The organism is Streptomyces sp. NPDC029041 (assembly GCF_040637515.1).
Classification (GTDB): Bacteria; Actinomycetota; Actinomycetes; order Streptomycetales; family Streptomycetaceae; genus Streptomyces.
This window is the reverse complement of sequence record NZ_JBEZWO010000003.1, coordinates 244,705-259,187: the sequence shown is the minus strand read 5'-3', so window position 1 is coordinate 259,187 and position 14,483 is coordinate 244,705. Positions and strand designations below refer to the sequence as shown.

16 protein-coding genes and 1 pseudogene are annotated in these 14,483 nt (G+C 71.3%); 12 read left to right on the top strand and 5 right to left on the bottom strand.

Annotation, left to right across the window (positions count from 1 at the left end):
* Positions 1–12 precede the first annotated feature (12 nt).
* Entirely contained in the window at positions 13–972 is a 960-nt protein-coding gene (locus tag AB0F04_RS08455) for a class I SAM-dependent methyltransferase (RefSeq protein WP_362039143.1), read from the bottom strand.
* Between the two features lie 223 nt (positions 973–1,195).
* On the opposite strand from AB0F04_RS08455, the gene rpsA reads away from it, so the two are divergent.
* From rpsA to AB0F04_RS08435, 4 genes are all read left to right on the top strand, one after another.
* Positions 1,196–2,689: a 30S ribosomal protein S1 gene (rpsA, locus tag AB0F04_RS08450; protein WP_053671279.1), complete on the top strand. Its 1,494-nt coding sequence runs from the start codon at positions 1,196–1,198 to the stop codon at positions 2,687–2,689.
* Between the two features lie 240 nt (positions 2,690–2,929).
* Complete coding sequence (locus tag AB0F04_RS08445; RefSeq protein ID WP_362039141.1) at positions 2,930–3,868, top strand: PAC2 family protein; 939 nt, start codon at positions 2,930–2,932, stop codon at positions 3,866–3,868.
* A 157-nt stretch (positions 3,869–4,025) separates the two neighbouring features.
* Positions 4,026–4,646: a dephospho-CoA kinase gene (gene coaE, locus AB0F04_RS08440; RefSeq protein WP_362039139.1), complete on the top strand. Its 621-nt coding sequence runs from the start codon at positions 4,026–4,028 to the stop codon at positions 4,644–4,646.
* A gap of 50 nt (positions 4,647–4,696) precedes the next feature.
* Positions 4,697–5,077: a tetratricopeptide repeat protein gene (locus AB0F04_RS08435; RefSeq protein ID WP_104779441.1), complete on the top strand. Its 381-nt coding sequence runs from the start codon at positions 4,697–4,699 to the stop codon at positions 5,075–5,077.
* A gap of 79 nt (positions 5,078–5,156) precedes the next feature.
* Here the strand turns inward: AB0F04_RS08435 and AB0F04_RS08430 are convergent, their stop codons facing one another.
* The gene (locus AB0F04_RS08430) at positions 5,157–5,420 is read right to left on the bottom strand and encodes a DUF6343 family protein (protein ID WP_362039137.1); all 264 of its coding nucleotides are present in this window, start codon (positions 5,418–5,420) and stop codon (positions 5,157–5,159) included.
* Positions 5,421–5,651: 231 nt separating this feature from the next.
* Between AB0F04_RS08430 and AB0F04_RS08425 the strand changes: the two genes are divergently transcribed.
* From AB0F04_RS08425 to AB0F04_RS08415, 3 genes and pseudogenes are all read left to right on the top strand, one after another.
* Positions 5,652–6,350 carry a class I SAM-dependent methyltransferase gene (locus AB0F04_RS08425; protein WP_362039134.1) on the top strand — a complete coding sequence of 233 codons (699 nt, stop codon included), beginning with the start codon at positions 5,652–5,654 and terminating at the stop codon, positions 6,348–6,350.
* A pseudogene (locus AB0F04_RS08420) lies at positions 6,343–6,791 on the top strand (protein kinase family protein); the annotation flags it as partial. The gene AB0F04_RS08425 and the pseudogene AB0F04_RS08420, both read left to right, overlap by 8 nt.
* 85 nt (positions 6,792–6,876) lie before the next feature.
* Positions 6,877–7,338, top strand: coding sequence for a DoxX family protein (locus tag AB0F04_RS08415; RefSeq protein ID WP_362039132.1), 462 nt, complete (start codon positions 6,877–6,879; stop codon positions 7,336–7,338).
* Between the two features lie 76 nt (positions 7,339–7,414).
* On the opposite strand, the gene AB0F04_RS08410 is transcribed toward AB0F04_RS08415, so the two are convergent.
* Positions 7,415–8,020 carry an RNA-binding S4 domain-containing protein gene (locus AB0F04_RS08410; RefSeq protein ID WP_362039129.1) on the bottom strand — a complete coding sequence of 202 codons (606 nt, stop codon included), beginning with the start codon at positions 8,018–8,020 and terminating at the stop codon, positions 7,415–7,417.
* Between the two features lie 121 nt (positions 8,021–8,141).
* On the opposite strand from AB0F04_RS08410, the gene AB0F04_RS08405 reads away from it, so the two are divergent.
* From AB0F04_RS08405 to AB0F04_RS08395, 3 genes are read left to right on the top strand one after another with little or no spacing between them, the layout of a single operon-like run.
* A complete protein-coding gene (locus AB0F04_RS08405; RefSeq protein WP_362039127.1) occupies positions 8,142–8,759 on the top strand; it encodes a winged helix-turn-helix domain-containing protein in 618 nt (205 codons plus the stop codon).
* A complete protein-coding gene (locus tag AB0F04_RS08400) occupies positions 8,756–10,084 on the top strand; it encodes an MFS transporter (RefSeq protein WP_362039125.1) in 1,329 nt (442 codons plus the stop codon). The genes AB0F04_RS08405 and AB0F04_RS08400 overlap by 4 nt, the downstream gene beginning before the upstream one ends.
* Before the next feature lie 52 nt (positions 10,085–10,136).
* Positions 10,137–10,868: a uracil-DNA glycosylase gene (locus AB0F04_RS08395; protein ID WP_362039123.1), complete on the top strand. Its 732-nt coding sequence runs from the start codon at positions 10,137–10,139 to the stop codon at positions 10,866–10,868.
* On the opposite strand, the gene AB0F04_RS08390 is transcribed toward AB0F04_RS08395, so the two are convergent.
* The gene (locus AB0F04_RS08390; protein ID WP_362039120.1) at positions 10,838–11,521 is read right to left on the bottom strand and encodes a GntR family transcriptional regulator; all 684 of its coding nucleotides are present in this window, start codon (positions 11,519–11,521) and stop codon (positions 10,838–10,840) included. The two genes, AB0F04_RS08395 and AB0F04_RS08390, sit on opposite strands and share 31 nt — an antisense overlap.
* A 163-nt stretch (positions 11,522–11,684) precedes the next feature.
* On the opposite strand from AB0F04_RS08390, the gene AB0F04_RS08385 reads away from it, so the two are divergent.
* Together AB0F04_RS08385 and AB0F04_RS08380 are read left to right on the top strand one after the other, a co-directional pair.
* On the top strand, positions 11,685–13,136 hold the full coding sequence (locus AB0F04_RS08385; RefSeq protein WP_362039118.1) for an NCS1 family nucleobase:cation symporter-1: 1,452 nt from the start codon (positions 11,685–11,687) through the stop codon (positions 13,134–13,136).
* A 5-nt stretch (positions 13,137–13,141) separates the two neighbouring features.
* On the top strand, positions 13,142–13,864 hold the full coding sequence (locus AB0F04_RS08380) for an aspartate/glutamate racemase family protein (protein WP_362039115.1): 723 nt from the start codon (positions 13,142–13,144) through the stop codon (positions 13,862–13,864).
* Positions 13,865–14,052: 188 nt separating this feature from the next.
* Here the strand turns inward: AB0F04_RS08380 and AB0F04_RS08375 are convergent, their stop codons facing one another.
* The gene (locus tag AB0F04_RS08375; RefSeq protein WP_362039114.1) at positions 14,053–14,454 is read right to left on the bottom strand and encodes a RidA family protein; all 402 of its coding nucleotides are present in this window, start codon (positions 14,452–14,454) and stop codon (positions 14,053–14,055) included.
* Positions 14,455–14,483 lie beyond the last annotated feature (29 nt).

The window sequence follows — 14,483 nt, the reverse complement described above, 5'->3', positions numbered from 1 at the left end:
CTTCCGTCCCGCTCAGTCCCGCTCGCAGACGAAGATCGCCGTGCCGGGGATCAGGTTCCCGCGCAGCGGTGACCAGCCGCCCCACTCCGAGGTGTTCCAGGCGGGCCACTCCGGCTCCACCAGGTCGACCAGGCGGAAGCCCGAGGCGACGATGTCCCGGACGCGGTCGCCGATCGTGCGGTGGTGCTCGACGTAGACCGCCCGGCCCTCCTCGTCCTGCTCGACGTACGGCGTGCGGTCGAAGTACGAGGCCGACACCGAAAGACCCTCGGGCCCCGGCTCGTCCGGGAAGGCCCAGCGGATCGGGTGCGTCACGGAGAAGACCAGACGTCCCCCGGGCCGGAGCACCCGGCGCACCTCGCGCAGGACCTGACGCGGATCGGCGACGAAGGGCAGTGCCCCGTACGCCGAGCAGGCCAGGTCGAACGAGGCGTCGGCGAAGGGGAGCACGCCCGCGTCGGCGCACACCAGGGGGAAGGAACCGCCGATGCGCAGTGCGTGCTGGAGCTGCCGGTGCGAGATGTCCAGGGCGACGGGGCGCGCTCCCTGGGCGGTCAGCCAGCGTGAGCACTGGGCGGCGCCGGCGCCGATCTCCAGGACGTCCCGGCCCTTCAGCTCCTCCGGCGGGCCGAGCAGCCCGGCCTCCACCTCGTCCAGCCCCTCGGGACCCCACACGAAGCGGTCGTCGCCGAGGAACGTGCCGTGCTCGGTCTGGTACTCGTCCGCGTTGCGGTCCCACCAGCCACGATTGGCCCGGGAGCTTTCCGTGACATCGGCGTCGCGCCGGGTGGCCTCGGGTTCGGACGCTTCGGACTCTTGGATGATCGGCTCCCTCGTACTAGTGTGCGGGCACTGCCGTCCGGCCGGTCCCGGCGGTGTCGTAAAGGGGGCGTCGCGCGCCGCGCGTGGCCTCGGACGACACGACTTGTGCCGGATATGCGGCGTTCGCCCCGCGTGGGCGGCTTCGCGCATTGACCCTGCCCGGCTGCCCCCGTATGCTACAAGTTGCGCTGCGGGCCTGCGCACCTCAGACGTAGCAGGCTGCGCTCGCATCTGTATGTATGTCCCCTCGGTTGTCGAGGCGCCGCCGTTCCTGAGTGGCGCTTCCTTGGCTGTCCGGCTTCTGCAGAGCGAAACGGGCTCCCGGCGTAGCAGTACCTACGACTTCAATGTCCGTACCGGAGCCCTTTCCCACATGACGAGCAGCACCGAGACCACCGCCACCACCCCGCAGGTAGCGGTCAACGACATCGGTAACGAGGAAGCCTTCCTCGCCGCGATCGACGAGACGATCAAGTACTTCAACGACGGCGACATCGTCGACGGCGTCATCGTGAAGGTCGACCGGGACGAGGTCCTGCTCGACATCGGTTACAAGACCGAAGGCGTGATCCCGAGCCGCGAGCTCTCGATCAAGCACGACGTCGACCCCAACGAGGTCGTCGCCGTCGGTGACGAGATCGAAGCCCTTGTTCTCCAGAAGGAGGACAAGGAAGGCCGCCTGATCCTCTCGAAGAAGCGCGCCCAGTACGAGCGTGCCTGGGGCACCATCGAGAAGATCAAGGAAGAGGACGGGATCGTCACCGGTACCGTCATCGAGGTCGTCAAGGGTGGTCTCATCCTCGACATCGGCCTCCGTGGCTTCCTCCCGGCCTCCCTGGTCGAGATGCGCCGCGTCCGCGACCTCCAGCCCTACGTGGGCAAGGAGCTCGAGGCCAAGATCATCGAGCTGGACAAGAACCGCAACAACGTGGTCCTGTCCCGCCGTGCCTGGCTGGAGCAGACCCAGTCCGAGGTCCGCCAGACGTTCCTCACGACCCTCCAGAAGGGTCAGGTCCGTTCCGGCGTCGTCTCCTCGATCGTCAACTTCGGTGCCTTCGTGGACCTGGGTGGCGTCGACGGTCTGGTCCACGTCTCCGAGCTCTCCTGGAAGCACATCGACCACCCGTCCGAGGTTGTCGAGGTCGGCCAGGAAGTCACCGTCGAGGTCCTCGACGTCGACATGGACCGCGAGCGTGTCTCCCTGTCGCTGAAGGCGACCCAGGAAGACCCGTGGCAGCAGTTCGCCCGCACCCACCAGATCGGCCAGGTCGTGCCCGGCAAGGTCACGAAGCTGGTTCCGTTCGGTGCGTTCGTCCGCGTGGACGAGGGCATCGAGGGTCTGGTCCACATCTCCGAGCTGGCCGAGCGCCACGTGGAGATCCCGGAGCAGGTCGTCCAGGTCAACGACGAGATCTTCGTCAAGGTCATCGACATCGACCTCGAGCGCCGTCGCATCAGCCTCTCGCTGAAGCAGGCCAACGAGTCCTTCGGTGCCGACCCGGCCGCGGTCGAGTTCGACCCGACCCTGTACGGCATGGCCGCGTCCTACGACGACCAGGGCAACTACATCTACCCCGAGGGCTTCGACCCCGAGACCAACGACTGGCTCGAGGGCTACGAGACCCAGCGCGAGGCCTGGGAGACCCAGTACGCCGAGGCGCAGCAGCGCTTCGAGCAGCACCAGGCGCAGGTCATCAAGTCCCGCGAGGCGGACGAGAAGGCCGCTGCCGAGGGTGGCGAGGCTGCCGCTCCGGCCGCGTCCGGTGGCGGTTCGTACTCCTCCGAGGGCCCGGACAACTCGGGCGCGCTGGCCTCGGACGAGGCGCTGGCCGCGCTGCGCGAGAAGCTGGCCGGTGGCCAGAGCTGAACGCTCGCCGCTGAGGCATAGGCGATAGCTGAGGGGCCGTACCTTTCGAGGTGCGGCCCTTCGGTGTGCTCTGGCATCACGGCCGTCGTTCGGCTGCCGACCGGTGGGGGCTTCTCACGCGGTTCCCCGCGCCCCTGACGGGGCGTTGCTGCCGCCGCCGAGATCATGAACCTCCTCCCGCGGGAATGCCCACGCGCGCAACGGCGTTGTGGAGTATGAACACGAGGAGGAGTGGTCACTGTGCTTGATCCGCAGGATTTGTACGCCTGGGAGCCGAAGGGGCTGGCCGTCGTCGACATGGCGCTGGCCCAGGAGTCGGCCGGACTTGTCATGCTCTACCACTTCGACGGATACATCGACGCGGGCGAGACGGGCGACCAGATCGTCGACCGGGTGCTCGACTCGCTGCCGCACCAGGTGGTCGCCCGCTTCGACCACGACCGGCTCGTCGACTACCGCGCCCGCCGCCCGCTGCTGACGTTCAAGCGCGACCGCTGGAGCGACTACGAGGACCCCGCCCTCGAGGTGCGGCTCGTCCAGGACGCCACCGGCGCGCCCTTCCTGCTGCTGTCCGGCCCCGAGCCGGACGTGGAGTGGGAGCGCTTCGCCGCCGCCGTGAAGCAGATCGTGGAGCGGCTCGGCGTCCGCCTCTCCGTGAACTTCCACGGCATCCCCATGGGCGTCCCGCACACCCGGCCCGTCGGACTCACCCCGCACGGCAACCGCACCGACCTCATCCCGGGCCACCCCAGTCCCTTCGAGGAGGCGCAGGTGCCCGGCAGCGCCGAATCCCTCATCGAGTACCGCCTGCTCCAGGCCGGGCACGACGTCCTGGGCGTCGCCGCGCACGTCCCGCACTACATCGCCCGCTCTCCCTACCCGGACGCGGCCCTGACCGTCCTGGAGGCCATCACGGCGGCGACCGGACTGGTCCTGCCCGGCATCGCTCACGCCTTGCGCTCGGACGCCCACCGCACCCAGACGGAGATCGACCGGCAGATCCGCGAGGGCGACGAGGACCTCACCGCGCTCATCGACGGCCTGGAGCACCAGTACGACGCCGTCGCGGGCGCCGAGACCCGCGGCAACATGCTCGCCGAGCCGGTGGACATCCCCTCGGCGGACGAGATCGGCCAGGAGTTCGAGAAGTTCCTGGCGGAACGAGAAGGCGACGGCTGAACGGGCCGGCGACAGCTGAACGGGCGGGTGACAGCTGACCGGGCGGGTTACAGCTGACCGGGCGGGTGACGGCTGGCCGGGAAGGCGACGGCCGAAGCCTCTCGCTCTGCCCGCCCGGGCGAGGGGCTTGTCCAGGGCAGGGCCTAAGCTGCGTTGCATGCTGAAGGTGGGCCTGACCGGCGGGATCGGCGCCGGCAAGAGCGAGGTGTCCCGGCTGCTCGTCGCGTGCGGGGCCGTGCTGATCGACGCGGACCGCATCGCTCGGGAGGTCGTCGCACCGGGGACGCCGGGGCTGGCCTCGGTCGTCGAGGCCTTCGGGGAGGAGATCCTCGCGGCCGACGGCAGTCTGGACCGGCCGCGCCTGGGCGCCATCGTCTTCGCCGACCCGGAGAAACTCGCCGTGCTGAACTCGATCGTGCACCCTCTGGTGGGTGCCCGCTCCCGCGAGCTCGAGGAGGCCGCCGCCGAGGACGCGGTCGTCCTCCACGACGTCCCGCTCCTCACGGAGAACGGCCTGGCCCCGCTGTACGACCTGGTGATCGTCGTCGACGCGGCCCCGGAGACACAGCTCGACCGGCTCGTACGCCTGCGCGGCATGACCGAGGAGGACGCCCGCGCGCGCATGGCCGCCCAGGCGACGCGCGAGCAGCGCCGCCGGATCGCCGACATCGTGATCGACAACGACGTCCCGCTTGAGCGGCTGGAGCAGCGCGTGAAGGATGTGTGGGCCGAGCTGGTGCGCAGGTCGCGTGCGCCCCGGCCGTCACCTGAGGAATAGCGGCACCGCGCGGGGGCGTTGAACCCGTGCAGTGAGGGAAGGACTCAGCCGTGCCCGAGACCAGCGGTCCGACCGGACGTACCCCGGAGACGCATGTCATCGACTTCCGCGCCGCCGAGCAACTGCTCGCCGCGCGGGATCCCCGGGGCGCGGTGAAGCTGCTCGACGGCGTCATCGCCACGCACCCGGAGAACACCGCGGCCCGGCTGCTGCGGGCACGTGCCTTCTTCGCGGCGGCTCAGCTGAGGCCGGCGGAGCTGGAATTCCAGATCGTCCTGGAGCGGGAGCCCGACAACGCGTTCGCGCACTTCGCGCTCGCCCGTACGTATGAACGTCAGGGGCGCCCCGACCAGGCGAAGCGCCACTTCCGCCTGGCGGCGGCGCTCGACCCGAATCCGGAGTTCTTGAAGGCGGCGCGCTTCGACTCGTGAGGGGTCTGCCTGGCCCGCCGCAGGGGCTGAGGGCCCCTGTGCGCCTCAGAGGCGTGAGCGGGCGTCTCGCAGCGTGCTCTCAGGGGCGTGGGCCGGGCGGCTGGTAGGGCGGGATGTCGGGGCCCGGCTGGTAGTGCGGGCCCTGGCGGATGTGCCGCAGGACGACGGCCAGATCGACCGTGACGATCAGCAGCAGCACTCCGCAGGCGATCGCCCAGCCGCTCCGCCCGGCGATGGCGAACGCCACGGTCCCGAAGAGCGCCCAGGCAAGCCCCCACAGGCTCAGCCAGAAGCGTGCCCGCAGGGCACTGCGCGCGGTCCTCGGCTCACTGCCTGTACGCATCGTCGATCACCACTCCTGCTTGCAACGTACTCCTCGTGGCGTGGGTCCACCAAGGTCGGCAAGGGTGCCCCTCACGCGTTCCCGGCGCAGATGGGCCGGGGTGCAGCCGGAAGCCCCCTGTGGCGGTCCAGGACGCCGCCCTCGCCATCTCGTTCACTCGGTCGGGTGAAGGTGCAGGTTCGCTGGAACGGGTGTGCGGACGCGGTCCGTTGTGGGGGCATGGAGATGAAAATGCGTGAGGGGTACGAGGGGACGGGACACGGGGCCATCACCCCGGACGGCTGCGCGGTGGAGCTGTACACCCGGCTGCCCATCGGGGACGAACCGGAAGTCATCGCGGCCGCGGTCCCCGAAGGCGCTCGCATTCTGGAGCTCGGGAGCGGGGTGGGGCGCATGACCCACGCCCTGCTGGAGCGGGGTTTCACGATCACCGCCGTGGACGAGTCCGCCCCCATGCTGGAGCGCGTGCGGGGCGCGCGGACGATATGCGCCCCGATCGAGGAGCTGGCACTGGGCGAGACGTTCGACGTGGTGCTGCTGGCGTCGTTCCTCGTGCACGCGGGGGATGTCGAGGTGCGGCGCGGCTTGCTGCGCACCTGCGTGCGCCATGTCGCGGAGGGCGGCTGCGTGCTGATCCAGCGGGAGGGGGAGGACTACCACGACAACGTTCCGCGCGAGCGCAAGGACCCCAGCGGCTTCACCGTGCGGATCGCCTCGTCGGAGCCGGTCGGCGACGGAGTCCATTCGGTGCGCGCGGAGTACGAGTTCCCGGACGCGGTCTGGACCCAGACCTTCCGCGCGCGCCCCCTGACGGAGGAGCAGTTCGAGGAAGCGCTGGAGGAAGCGGGCCTGACGGTGGACCGCTATCTGACAGAGGACCGGACATGGGTACGGGCGGTGCCGACGGCCATGGCCACCGGGAGTGCGTGAAAGCCGGCCCGGGGAAGCGGAACCGGGGCGCCTGAGCCGGTACGACACGGTCGCGACCTCCCTGGCGCTGCTCGGGGACGCCGAACTGCGCGACCTGGTCGGCACAAGCCGCTGGGTATCGGCATCGGGGGGAAATCGGCCCGGCTGGAGGTTTCCGGCACGCCGGTCTTCGTGAAGCGCGTCCCCCTCACGGACCTGGAGCTGCGACCGGAGCACCGCCGCTCGACGGCCAACGTGTTCGGACTGCCCGTGGTCTGCCAGTACGGCATCGGCGGGCCCTCGTTCGGGGCGTGGCGGGAGCTCGCCGCCCACACCATGACCACCAACTGGGCGCTGTCCGGTCAGTTCCAGGGCTCTCCGCTCATGTACCACTGGAGGGTGCTGCCGGACGAGGCACCCCACCCAGTGGAAGAACTCGCCGATGTGGAGAAGGCCGTGGCACGGTCCCCGGCAGCGATGAGTTCCGGAGCGCGGGCCGGTCTACCTCTTCGACACCACCACGGACCACTGTGACCAGGAGACCCTCATGTCCGAGACCACCGCTGCCGTCCCGGCCGACACCACCCCGGCCGGCGTCGTCGTCGCCGAGTCCGCGACCGCTCGAGGGCGGCGTGCGCGCATCGCCCTGCGTGCTCTGCAGGTGCTGCTCGCCCTCTTCTACGCGATCGCGAGCGCCCTGCCCAAGCTGATCGGGCACGCGTCGGCTGCCGAGTCGTTCGAGCGGCTCGGCTGGGGCAGCGCGGGGATGTACACCATCGGCGCGCTCGAACTGGCCGGGGCCGTCGCTCTGTTGATCCCGGTGCTGCAGTCCGTGGCGGCGATGGCGCTGAGCGCGTTGATGGTGGGCGCGTTCATCGTGCAGACAGCCGTCTTCGACGGGCAGTACGCGGCGACGCCGGTGATCCTGATCGTTCCGCTCACCCTCATAGCGTGGGCGCGGCGGCGGCACAACGCGGATCTGCTCCGGCTGCTGCGGCGTCGGATGTGACCGGCCGCGTCTCCGCCGGCCCACGGCGCTCTGCCCTGGGCCCCTCCCCGGGTCGGCCGGGGCCCGTGACACTCGCTCAGGGCATGCGCCGGCCCGAGCCGCCGCCGAACGCTCCGCCGCCGGGAACGGGCCCGGGGCCGGACACGCTGCCAGGGCCCGTCGAGCCGCGGAGGCGGTCCATTTCGCGGCGGTCCCGCTTGGTGGGGCGGCCTGCGCCGCGGTCGCGGATACCGGCGGGGGCGACGGCCTCGCGGGGCGGAGGCGGCGGGGAGTTGTCGATGTAGCACTGGGTGGCCACGGGAGCGCCCACCCGCTTGCGGATCAGCCGCGTGACGATGACGACCCGTTCGCGGCCTTCGTGCCGCAGGCGCACCTCGTCACCGACGCGGACGGCGTGTGCGGGCTTCACGCGCTCGCCGTTGACGCGCACGTGGCCGCCCCGGCAGGCGGTGGCTCCCATGGAGCGGCTCTTGACGAGGCGTACGGACCAGATCCAGCTGTCGACGCGGACGGTCGTACCCGTCTGCGGGCCCGCCGCCTCGGCGGCGGTGATCGCCGCGGCGACCTTCGGATCCAGCTGCTGGGCGTCGCCTCCCGTGCAGGTGCCGACGGGGGCGGGGGACCCAGGTGCCGCATCCTGCGTCCCGTCCCTGGTGTCGTGCCGCGCACGCTCAGAAGCCATGTCCTCGACCTTAGTCCTCCGCATCGCCCCGACGGGATGATTTTCCCCCGGGCCCCACTTCCGCCAAACAAATTCTGCAAAAACTCTTTTGCTAAGTGTCCCGGCGGCCTACTGTCCCGGCATGGACAGCGACGAGCACAAGCGCCTCCTCGATCCCGAGCGCGACACCGCGGCGCTGAAGGCCCTGACCCATCCTCTGCGTATCCGGCTGCTCGGGCTGTTGCGGCAGGACGGGCCCGCCACGGCGAGTGAGCTCGCCGCACGGACGGGGGAGTCGTCGGCGTCGACCAGCTATCACCTGAGGGTGCTGGCGAAGTACGCGTTCATCGCCGAGGCCGAGCACCGCGACGGGCGGGAGCGGCGCTGGCGGGCGCTGCACACCCTCACGTCCTGGAGCAACGAGACGATGGAGTCCACCGCCGCGGGCCGCGCCTTCGTCAGCCTCTCCCGGCGGCAGCAGATCGAGCACCTGGAGAGGTCCCTCGCCCGGCACGAGGCGGACCTGGCGGCCGGGCGCCTCGGCCAGGAGTGGGTGGAGCCGTCCGGGGTCAGCGACCTCATGCCCCGCCTGACGGCTCAGTCCCTCACGGAGCTCTGGGACACCCTGGCCCGGAAGCTGGAGGAGCTGACGGCCCGGGACGCGGACGACCCCCGCGCCGAACACGTGGTCCTCCTCACCGCCGGGCTGCCACTGGCCCCGCACGACCCTGCGGACGCGGACCACCGGGGTTCCTCATGACCGAGCTGCCGCAGGCACGGATTGCTCGTCGGCGTTACGTCACCGTCTGCGCCCTGCTGTGGCTGCCGTCGGGCCTCGGCTTGGCCTCGATGGTCCTGCTGCTCAGCGAGCGCGGCATGTCCCTGGCCACGGTCGCGGGGCTCTTCGCCGCCCACTCGCTCACCGTGGCCGCGCTGGAGCTGCCCACGGGCGGGCTCTCCGATGTGCTCGGGCGCCGGCCGGTACTGGCCGTGGCCGGGGCGCTCAACGTGGTCGCCTGCGTCCTGGTCGGCCTCGGCACCACCGCGTGGGTGCTCGCCGCCGGCATGGTGCTCATGGGCGCGGCCCGGGCCCTGTCCAGCGGCACCGCCGAGGCCTGGTACGTCGACACCGTCCAGGAGTGTTCCGGTCCGGGCGCCGATCTGCGCACGGGCCTGGCCAGGGGTGGCTCCGCGACCTCCGCCGCCCTCGCGGTCGGCATGCTGCTCGGCGGTGGCCTGCCCTGGCTCCTCGGGCCGGGGACCGGCCTCGGGGCCCGGTTGAGCGAGGCGACGTCCGGCGCGGTGCTGCCCCTGTCCGTTCCGATGCTGCTGGGAGCCGCCGTCCGGGGCGTCCTCGTCTGGTACGTGCTGACCGCCCTGCGGGAACCGCCGCGGCCGCAGGCCACCCTGCGCTCGGTGCTGCGCGGCGTCCCGGTCACCGTCCTGGGCGGACTGCGGACGGGCGGCCGCGACGCGCTGGTACGCCGGATCCTGCTCACCGCCGCGGCCGTCGGCAGCGCCGTGGCCACCGTCGAGCTGCTCGTACCGGGCCGTACCGTCGAGCTGACCGGAGCCCCCGGCTCCGGAGCGATGGTGTACGCCGCGCTCGCCTGCGCGGGGTTCGTGTGCAACGGCGTCGGCAGCCACCTCGCGCCGCTCACCGCCCGGGTCGCGGGAGGTGGGGAGCGAGCCGTGCTGGTCTGTCTCGGGACGGGGGCGACAGGCCTGTCGCTGCTCGCCGTCACCGCGACCTCGGTGCACCCGGCGGCCACGGTCCTGGCGGCCGTCGGCTTCTGCCTGCTCTACCTCGGCCTCGGCGCCGCGTCCCCGAACCAGAACGACCTCCTGCACCGCCGCGTCGCGGGTGCGGGCCGTGCCACCGCCCTGTCCGTCCAGTCGCTCGCCCTGCAACTGGCCGGTGCACTCGTCGGCCTCGTCGTCGGGGCGTTGCGGCCGGGCCCGCTGCCATGGTTGCTGACCGGAGCGCTGCTGCTGGCCGGGGCGCTGCTCTGGCTGCGCCGCGTCGGCGTACAGCCCGCGCCGGGCACGGCCGTCGCCCCCAGCTCGCGTGCCGGCATGTCCTGAGCGTTCTGCCCCCGGTGAGGGGGAGGGCCCCCGCCGCCCCTACCGTGGAGGGATGGACGCCAGCGGTCTTCCCCTCCTCGACCGGCGCATCGCGGACTGCGGGGCCTGTCCGCGGCTGGTCTCCTGGCGCGAGGAGGTGGCCCGGGTCAAGCGGGCCGCCTTCGCGGACTGGACGTACTGGGGCCGGCCGGTGCCCGGTTTCGGGCCGGCGGACGCCAGGCTGCTGATCGTCGGACTCGCCCCCGCAGCGCACGGCGGCAACCGCACCGGCCGGATGTTCACCGGAGACCGCTCCGGGGACGTGCTCTACGAGGCGCTGTACGACGTGGGTCTCGCCTCCCAGCCGACCGCCGTGCACGCCGACGACGGTCTGGAGCTGCACGGTGTGCGCGTCACCTCGCCCGTGCACTGCGCCCCGCCCGCCAACAAACCCACCCCCGAGGAGCGGAACACCTGCCGTCCCTGGCTCGTGCAGGAACTGCGGCTGCTGCGCCCGACGCTGCGGGCCGTGGTGGTGCTCGGCGGTTTCGGCTGGCAGGCTGCGCTGCCCGCGTTCGCCGAGGCCGGCTGGCCGGTGCCCCGGCCACGCCCCGCCTTCTCCCACGGCGCCCGGTTCCACCTCGACGGCCTTGACCTCTTCGGCTGCTTCCACGTCAGCCAGCGCAACACCTTCACCGGCCGGCTCACCCCCGCCATGCTGCGCGACGTCCTGCGGACGGCCGGGCGGGCGGCGGGGCTGCCGACCCGTGGCGGTCAGGGAGCGGCCGCTTCCCCGGGCGGGTAGGGAGCGGCCTCCTCGCCGAACAGGTGGCGGACGGTGGAGCGGTAGTTGGTCCGCACGTGCGTCAGCGCGTGCGCGCGGGCCCGGTCCGGGTCGCCCGAGGCGATGGCCTCGTACAGTTCGCGGTGTTCCACGAGGAGCTGGGGCCACTCCTCGTTGCGCCGGGTCATCCAGCGCAGCCGCCCGGCGACCGGCTCCAGGGCCGCGGTCAGCAGGCTGTTGCCGGCCATCGCCACGATGCGGTCGTGCAGCCGGCTGTTGACGTCGGTGATCGCCTCGGCGTCCCCGGCCTCGGTGGCGGCGGCCGCGCGGTCGATCAGCTCCCGGACCTCGGCCAGGTCGCGCGGGGTCGCTCGGGCGGCGGCGAGTCCGGCGGCGTAGACCTCCAGGGCTTCTCGCAGTTCGAACAGTTCCTTGACGTCGGTCGGGGTGAGACGGCGTACCACCGTGCGGCGGGGCGTCTCGAAGTGGACGAAGCCTTCGGCCACCAGAGCCCGGATCGCCTCGCGGACCGGCACGCGCGAGACGCCGAAGCGCTCCGCCAGCTCGCGCTCGACCAGGCGGTCGCCGGGAAGCAGACCGCCCGCGATGATCTGCTGCCGCAGTTCGGACGTGACGCGTTCGCGCACCGCTCCCAGGGGTTCGATCTTCGTCATGCAGTCATCCTCGCCGACGCGAGGGGTCTTTTACGGAGCGTTAACAGGAGCGATATCCGTCAGAACGGTTGACGACGAGACCATGAGCGCAGTTTGGTATACCAAACACGCCGTGCAGCCCCCGCAGCGCAGTCCTCCGCCGTCCCCTTGCTCTGGAGGCCCCGTGTCCCTCGCCGATCGTGCCGCGACCACCGGCACCCCCGCGTTCGTCCCCGATCCCCGGCTCACCAACGAAGACCTCGCGCCCGCCAGGAAGCGCAACTGGAAGGTCTTCGACCTCTTCGCCATGTGGATGTCCGACGTCCAGAACCTCGGCAACTACACCTTCGCCGCCGGGCTGCTCTTCCTGGGCATGAACGTCTGGCAGATCTTCACGTCCCTGCTCGTCGGGTTCGTGATCATCTACATCGGCATGAACTGGATGGGGAAGATCGGCCAGCGCCACGGCGTGCCCTTCCCGGTCGTGAGCCGGATCGCCTTCGGTATCTGGGGTGCCAACATCCCGGCGCTGATCAGGGCCGTGATCGCCATCATGTGGTACGGCATCCAGACCTACCTCGCCTCCGTCGCCGTCAACGTGATGCTGCTGGCGGCCTGGCCCGGCCTGGAGTCGTGGACGCACAACTCGTTCCTGGGCCTGGACGCGCTCGGCTGGGTCTCCTTCGTCGCCCTGTGGCTGGTCCAAGCGGCGATCATCAGCCGGGGCATGGAGTCGGTCCGCAAGTTCCAGGACTTCTGCGGCCCCGCGATCTGGCTCGTGATGATCGCGCTGGCCGTGTGGATCCTCGCCAAGGCGGGCTGGACGATCTCCCTGACCTCGACCCCGCACCCGGTCTCGGTCGGCGAGCAGTGGCGCCAGTGGTTCGGTGCGATCGGCCTGGTCCTCGCCACGTACGGCACCCTGATGCTCAACTTCTGTGACTTCTCCCGCTTCGCGCCCGACTACAAGTCCGTCAAGCGCGGCAACTTCTGGGGCCTGCCGATCAACTCCACGGCCTTCGTGATCGTGTCCGTCATCGTCACGGCGGGCGCCTTCGAGGTCTTCGGCAAGGAGATCACCGACCCGGCCTACCTCGTGGCCGAGATCGGCAACACCTGGGTGCTGGTGCTGGGCGCGCTGACCTTCGCCATCGCCACCATGGGCGTCAACATCGTCGCCAACTTCGTCTCACCGGCGTACGACCTCGCCAACGTGTGGCCGCAGAAGATCACTTTCAAGATCGGCGGCATGATCAGCACCGTCGCGGCGCTGCTCGTCACCCCCTGGAACCTCTTCTCCAACCCGACCGTCGTGAACTACTTCCTCGGCGGCCTCGGCGCCTTCCTCGGACCGCTGTTCGGCGTGATCATGGTCGACTACTACTGGGTCAAGCGCGGCCGGGTGAACGTCGACGAGCTGTTCGACGCCTCTCCCGGCGCCCGCTACCACTACCGCAAGGGCTTCAACCCCAAGGCGTTGTGGGCGTTCCTGCCGGCGGCCGGTGTCGCGGCGGTGCTCGCGCTGGTGACGACCTTCAGCGACGTGGCTCCGTACTCCTGGTTCATCGGCACGGCGCTCGCCGCCGGGCTGTACGCGGCCCTGTGCCGTCCCGAGCGCGTGACCGCGGAGGTCTGAGAGACGTGCGGATCGTCGTCACCAACTGCAACACCACGCAGGAGATGACCGAGGAGATCGTACGAGGTGCCCGGGCCGCGGCAGGCCCGGGCACCACCGTGACCGGACTGACCCCCGCCTGGGGACCGGCGTCCGCGGAGGGCTGGCTCGACAGCTACCTGTCCGCCGCCGCCGTCCTGGACACGCTGCGCACCTACGACGGGCCCCCGTACGACGCCGTGGTCATGGCCGGATTCGGGGAGCACGGGAGGGAGGGCGCACGGGAACTGGTCGACGTGCCCGTCGTCGACATCACCGAGGCCGCGGCGCACCTCGCCTGCCTGCTGGGCCGCCGCTACGGCGTCGTGACCACCCTGGAGCGCTCGTGCGGCCAGATCGAGGACAGCCTGGCGGCGGCCGGTGTGGCGCGCAACTGCGCGGCGATCGTCGGCACCGGCCTGAACGTGCTCGACCTGGGTGACGCGGAGCGGACCGAGACGGCGTTCCTGGCCGCCGCCGAACGGGCCTGCGCGGCCGGGGCGGAGGTGCTCGTCCTGGGCTGCGCCGGCATGACGGGGCTGCAGCGGGTCGTCGGCCGGAAACTCGGCCTGCCGGTCGTCGACGGGGTCGCAGCGGCGGTCAGACTTGCGGAATCGCTGGTGGCGCTGGGCCTGACGACGAGCCGGGTCGGGAGCTACGCCGGGCCGCTGCCGAAACGGAGGGTGTGGGGGAGGCCCCCCGGGCGGTAGCTCACGCCGGGCCGACGAGCACCGCGTCACCGGTCAACGCCGCCCGCGGTGCTCGAACAACACGGCGGTCCCCGTCCGCTCGGCAAACGACGGTTGTCGGCCTGCTCGGAAACGACCGACGGTTGTCGGCCTACTCGGAAACGACCGACGGTTGTCGGCCTGCTCGGAAACGACCGCCGGTTGTCGGCCTACTCGGGAACGACGGCTGTCGCCGTGATCTCCACCAGCTGACCCGTGTACCCCAAACACGCCACGCCGATCAGCGTCGACGAATGCGGCCCCCTACTGAGGCCGGAGGCCTCGACCACGCTCCAGACGGCGGACAGCACGGCCGGGTCGCCGCTCACCACGTACACGTCGGTCGCCACCACGTGCTCCAGATCGCTGCCGACGGCCGTCAGTTGCTCGCGCAGGTTGGCGATGACCTGTTCCGCCTGCCGTACGGGATCGCCGGGCCCCACCAGCGTGCCGTCGGGGCTCAGCGGTACGGAGCCGGCGAGGAACGCCAGCCGCGTGCCGGCTTCCACGACGGAGGCGTGGGAGTAGGTGGGCGGCGGGAAGAGGTTCGGGACGGTGACGCGGCGGATCACGTGAGGGCTCCGATCTGCGGGCGGCGGCA

What these genes read in the sequence shown, in the direction of transcription:
- AB0F04_RS08455 (WP_362039143.1), bottom strand. Translation starts at nt 972, where the DNA reads ATGCGCGAAGCCGCCCACGCGGGGCGAACGCCGCATATCCGGCACAAG.
- rpsA (WP_053671279.1), top strand. Translation starts at nt 1,196, where the DNA reads ATGACGAGCAGCACCGAGACCACCGCCACCACCCCGCAGGTAGCGGTC.
- coaE (WP_362039139.1), top strand. Translation starts at nt 4,026, where the DNA reads ATGCTGAAGGTGGGCCTGACCGGCGGGATCGGCGCCGGCAAGAGCGAG.
- AB0F04_RS08430 (WP_362039137.1), bottom strand. Translation starts at nt 5,420, where the DNA reads ATGCGTACAGGCAGTGAGCCGAGGACCGCGCGCAGTGCCCTGCGGGCA.
- AB0F04_RS08425 (WP_362039134.1), top strand. Translation starts at nt 5,652, where the DNA reads ATGCGTGAGGGGTACGAGGGGACGGGACACGGGGCCATCACCCCGGAC.
- AB0F04_RS08415 (WP_362039132.1), top strand. Translation starts at nt 6,877, where the DNA reads ATGTCCGAGACCACCGCTGCCGTCCCGGCCGACACCACCCCGGCCGGC.
- AB0F04_RS08410 (WP_362039129.1), bottom strand. Translation starts at nt 8,020, where the DNA reads ATGGCTTCTGAGCGTGCGCGGCACGACACCAGGGACGGGACGCAGGAT.
- AB0F04_RS08405 (WP_362039127.1), top strand. Translation starts at nt 8,142, where the DNA reads ATGGACAGCGACGAGCACAAGCGCCTCCTCGATCCCGAGCGCGACACC.
- AB0F04_RS08400 (WP_362039125.1), top strand. Translation starts at nt 8,756, where the DNA reads ATGACCGAGCTGCCGCAGGCACGGATTGCTCGTCGGCGTTACGTCACC.
- AB0F04_RS08395 (WP_362039123.1), top strand. Translation starts at nt 10,137, where the DNA reads ATGGACGCCAGCGGTCTTCCCCTCCTCGACCGGCGCATCGCGGACTGC.
- AB0F04_RS08390 (WP_362039120.1), bottom strand. Translation starts at nt 11,521, where the DNA reads ATGACGAAGATCGAACCCCTGGGAGCGGTGCGCGAACGCGTCACGTCC.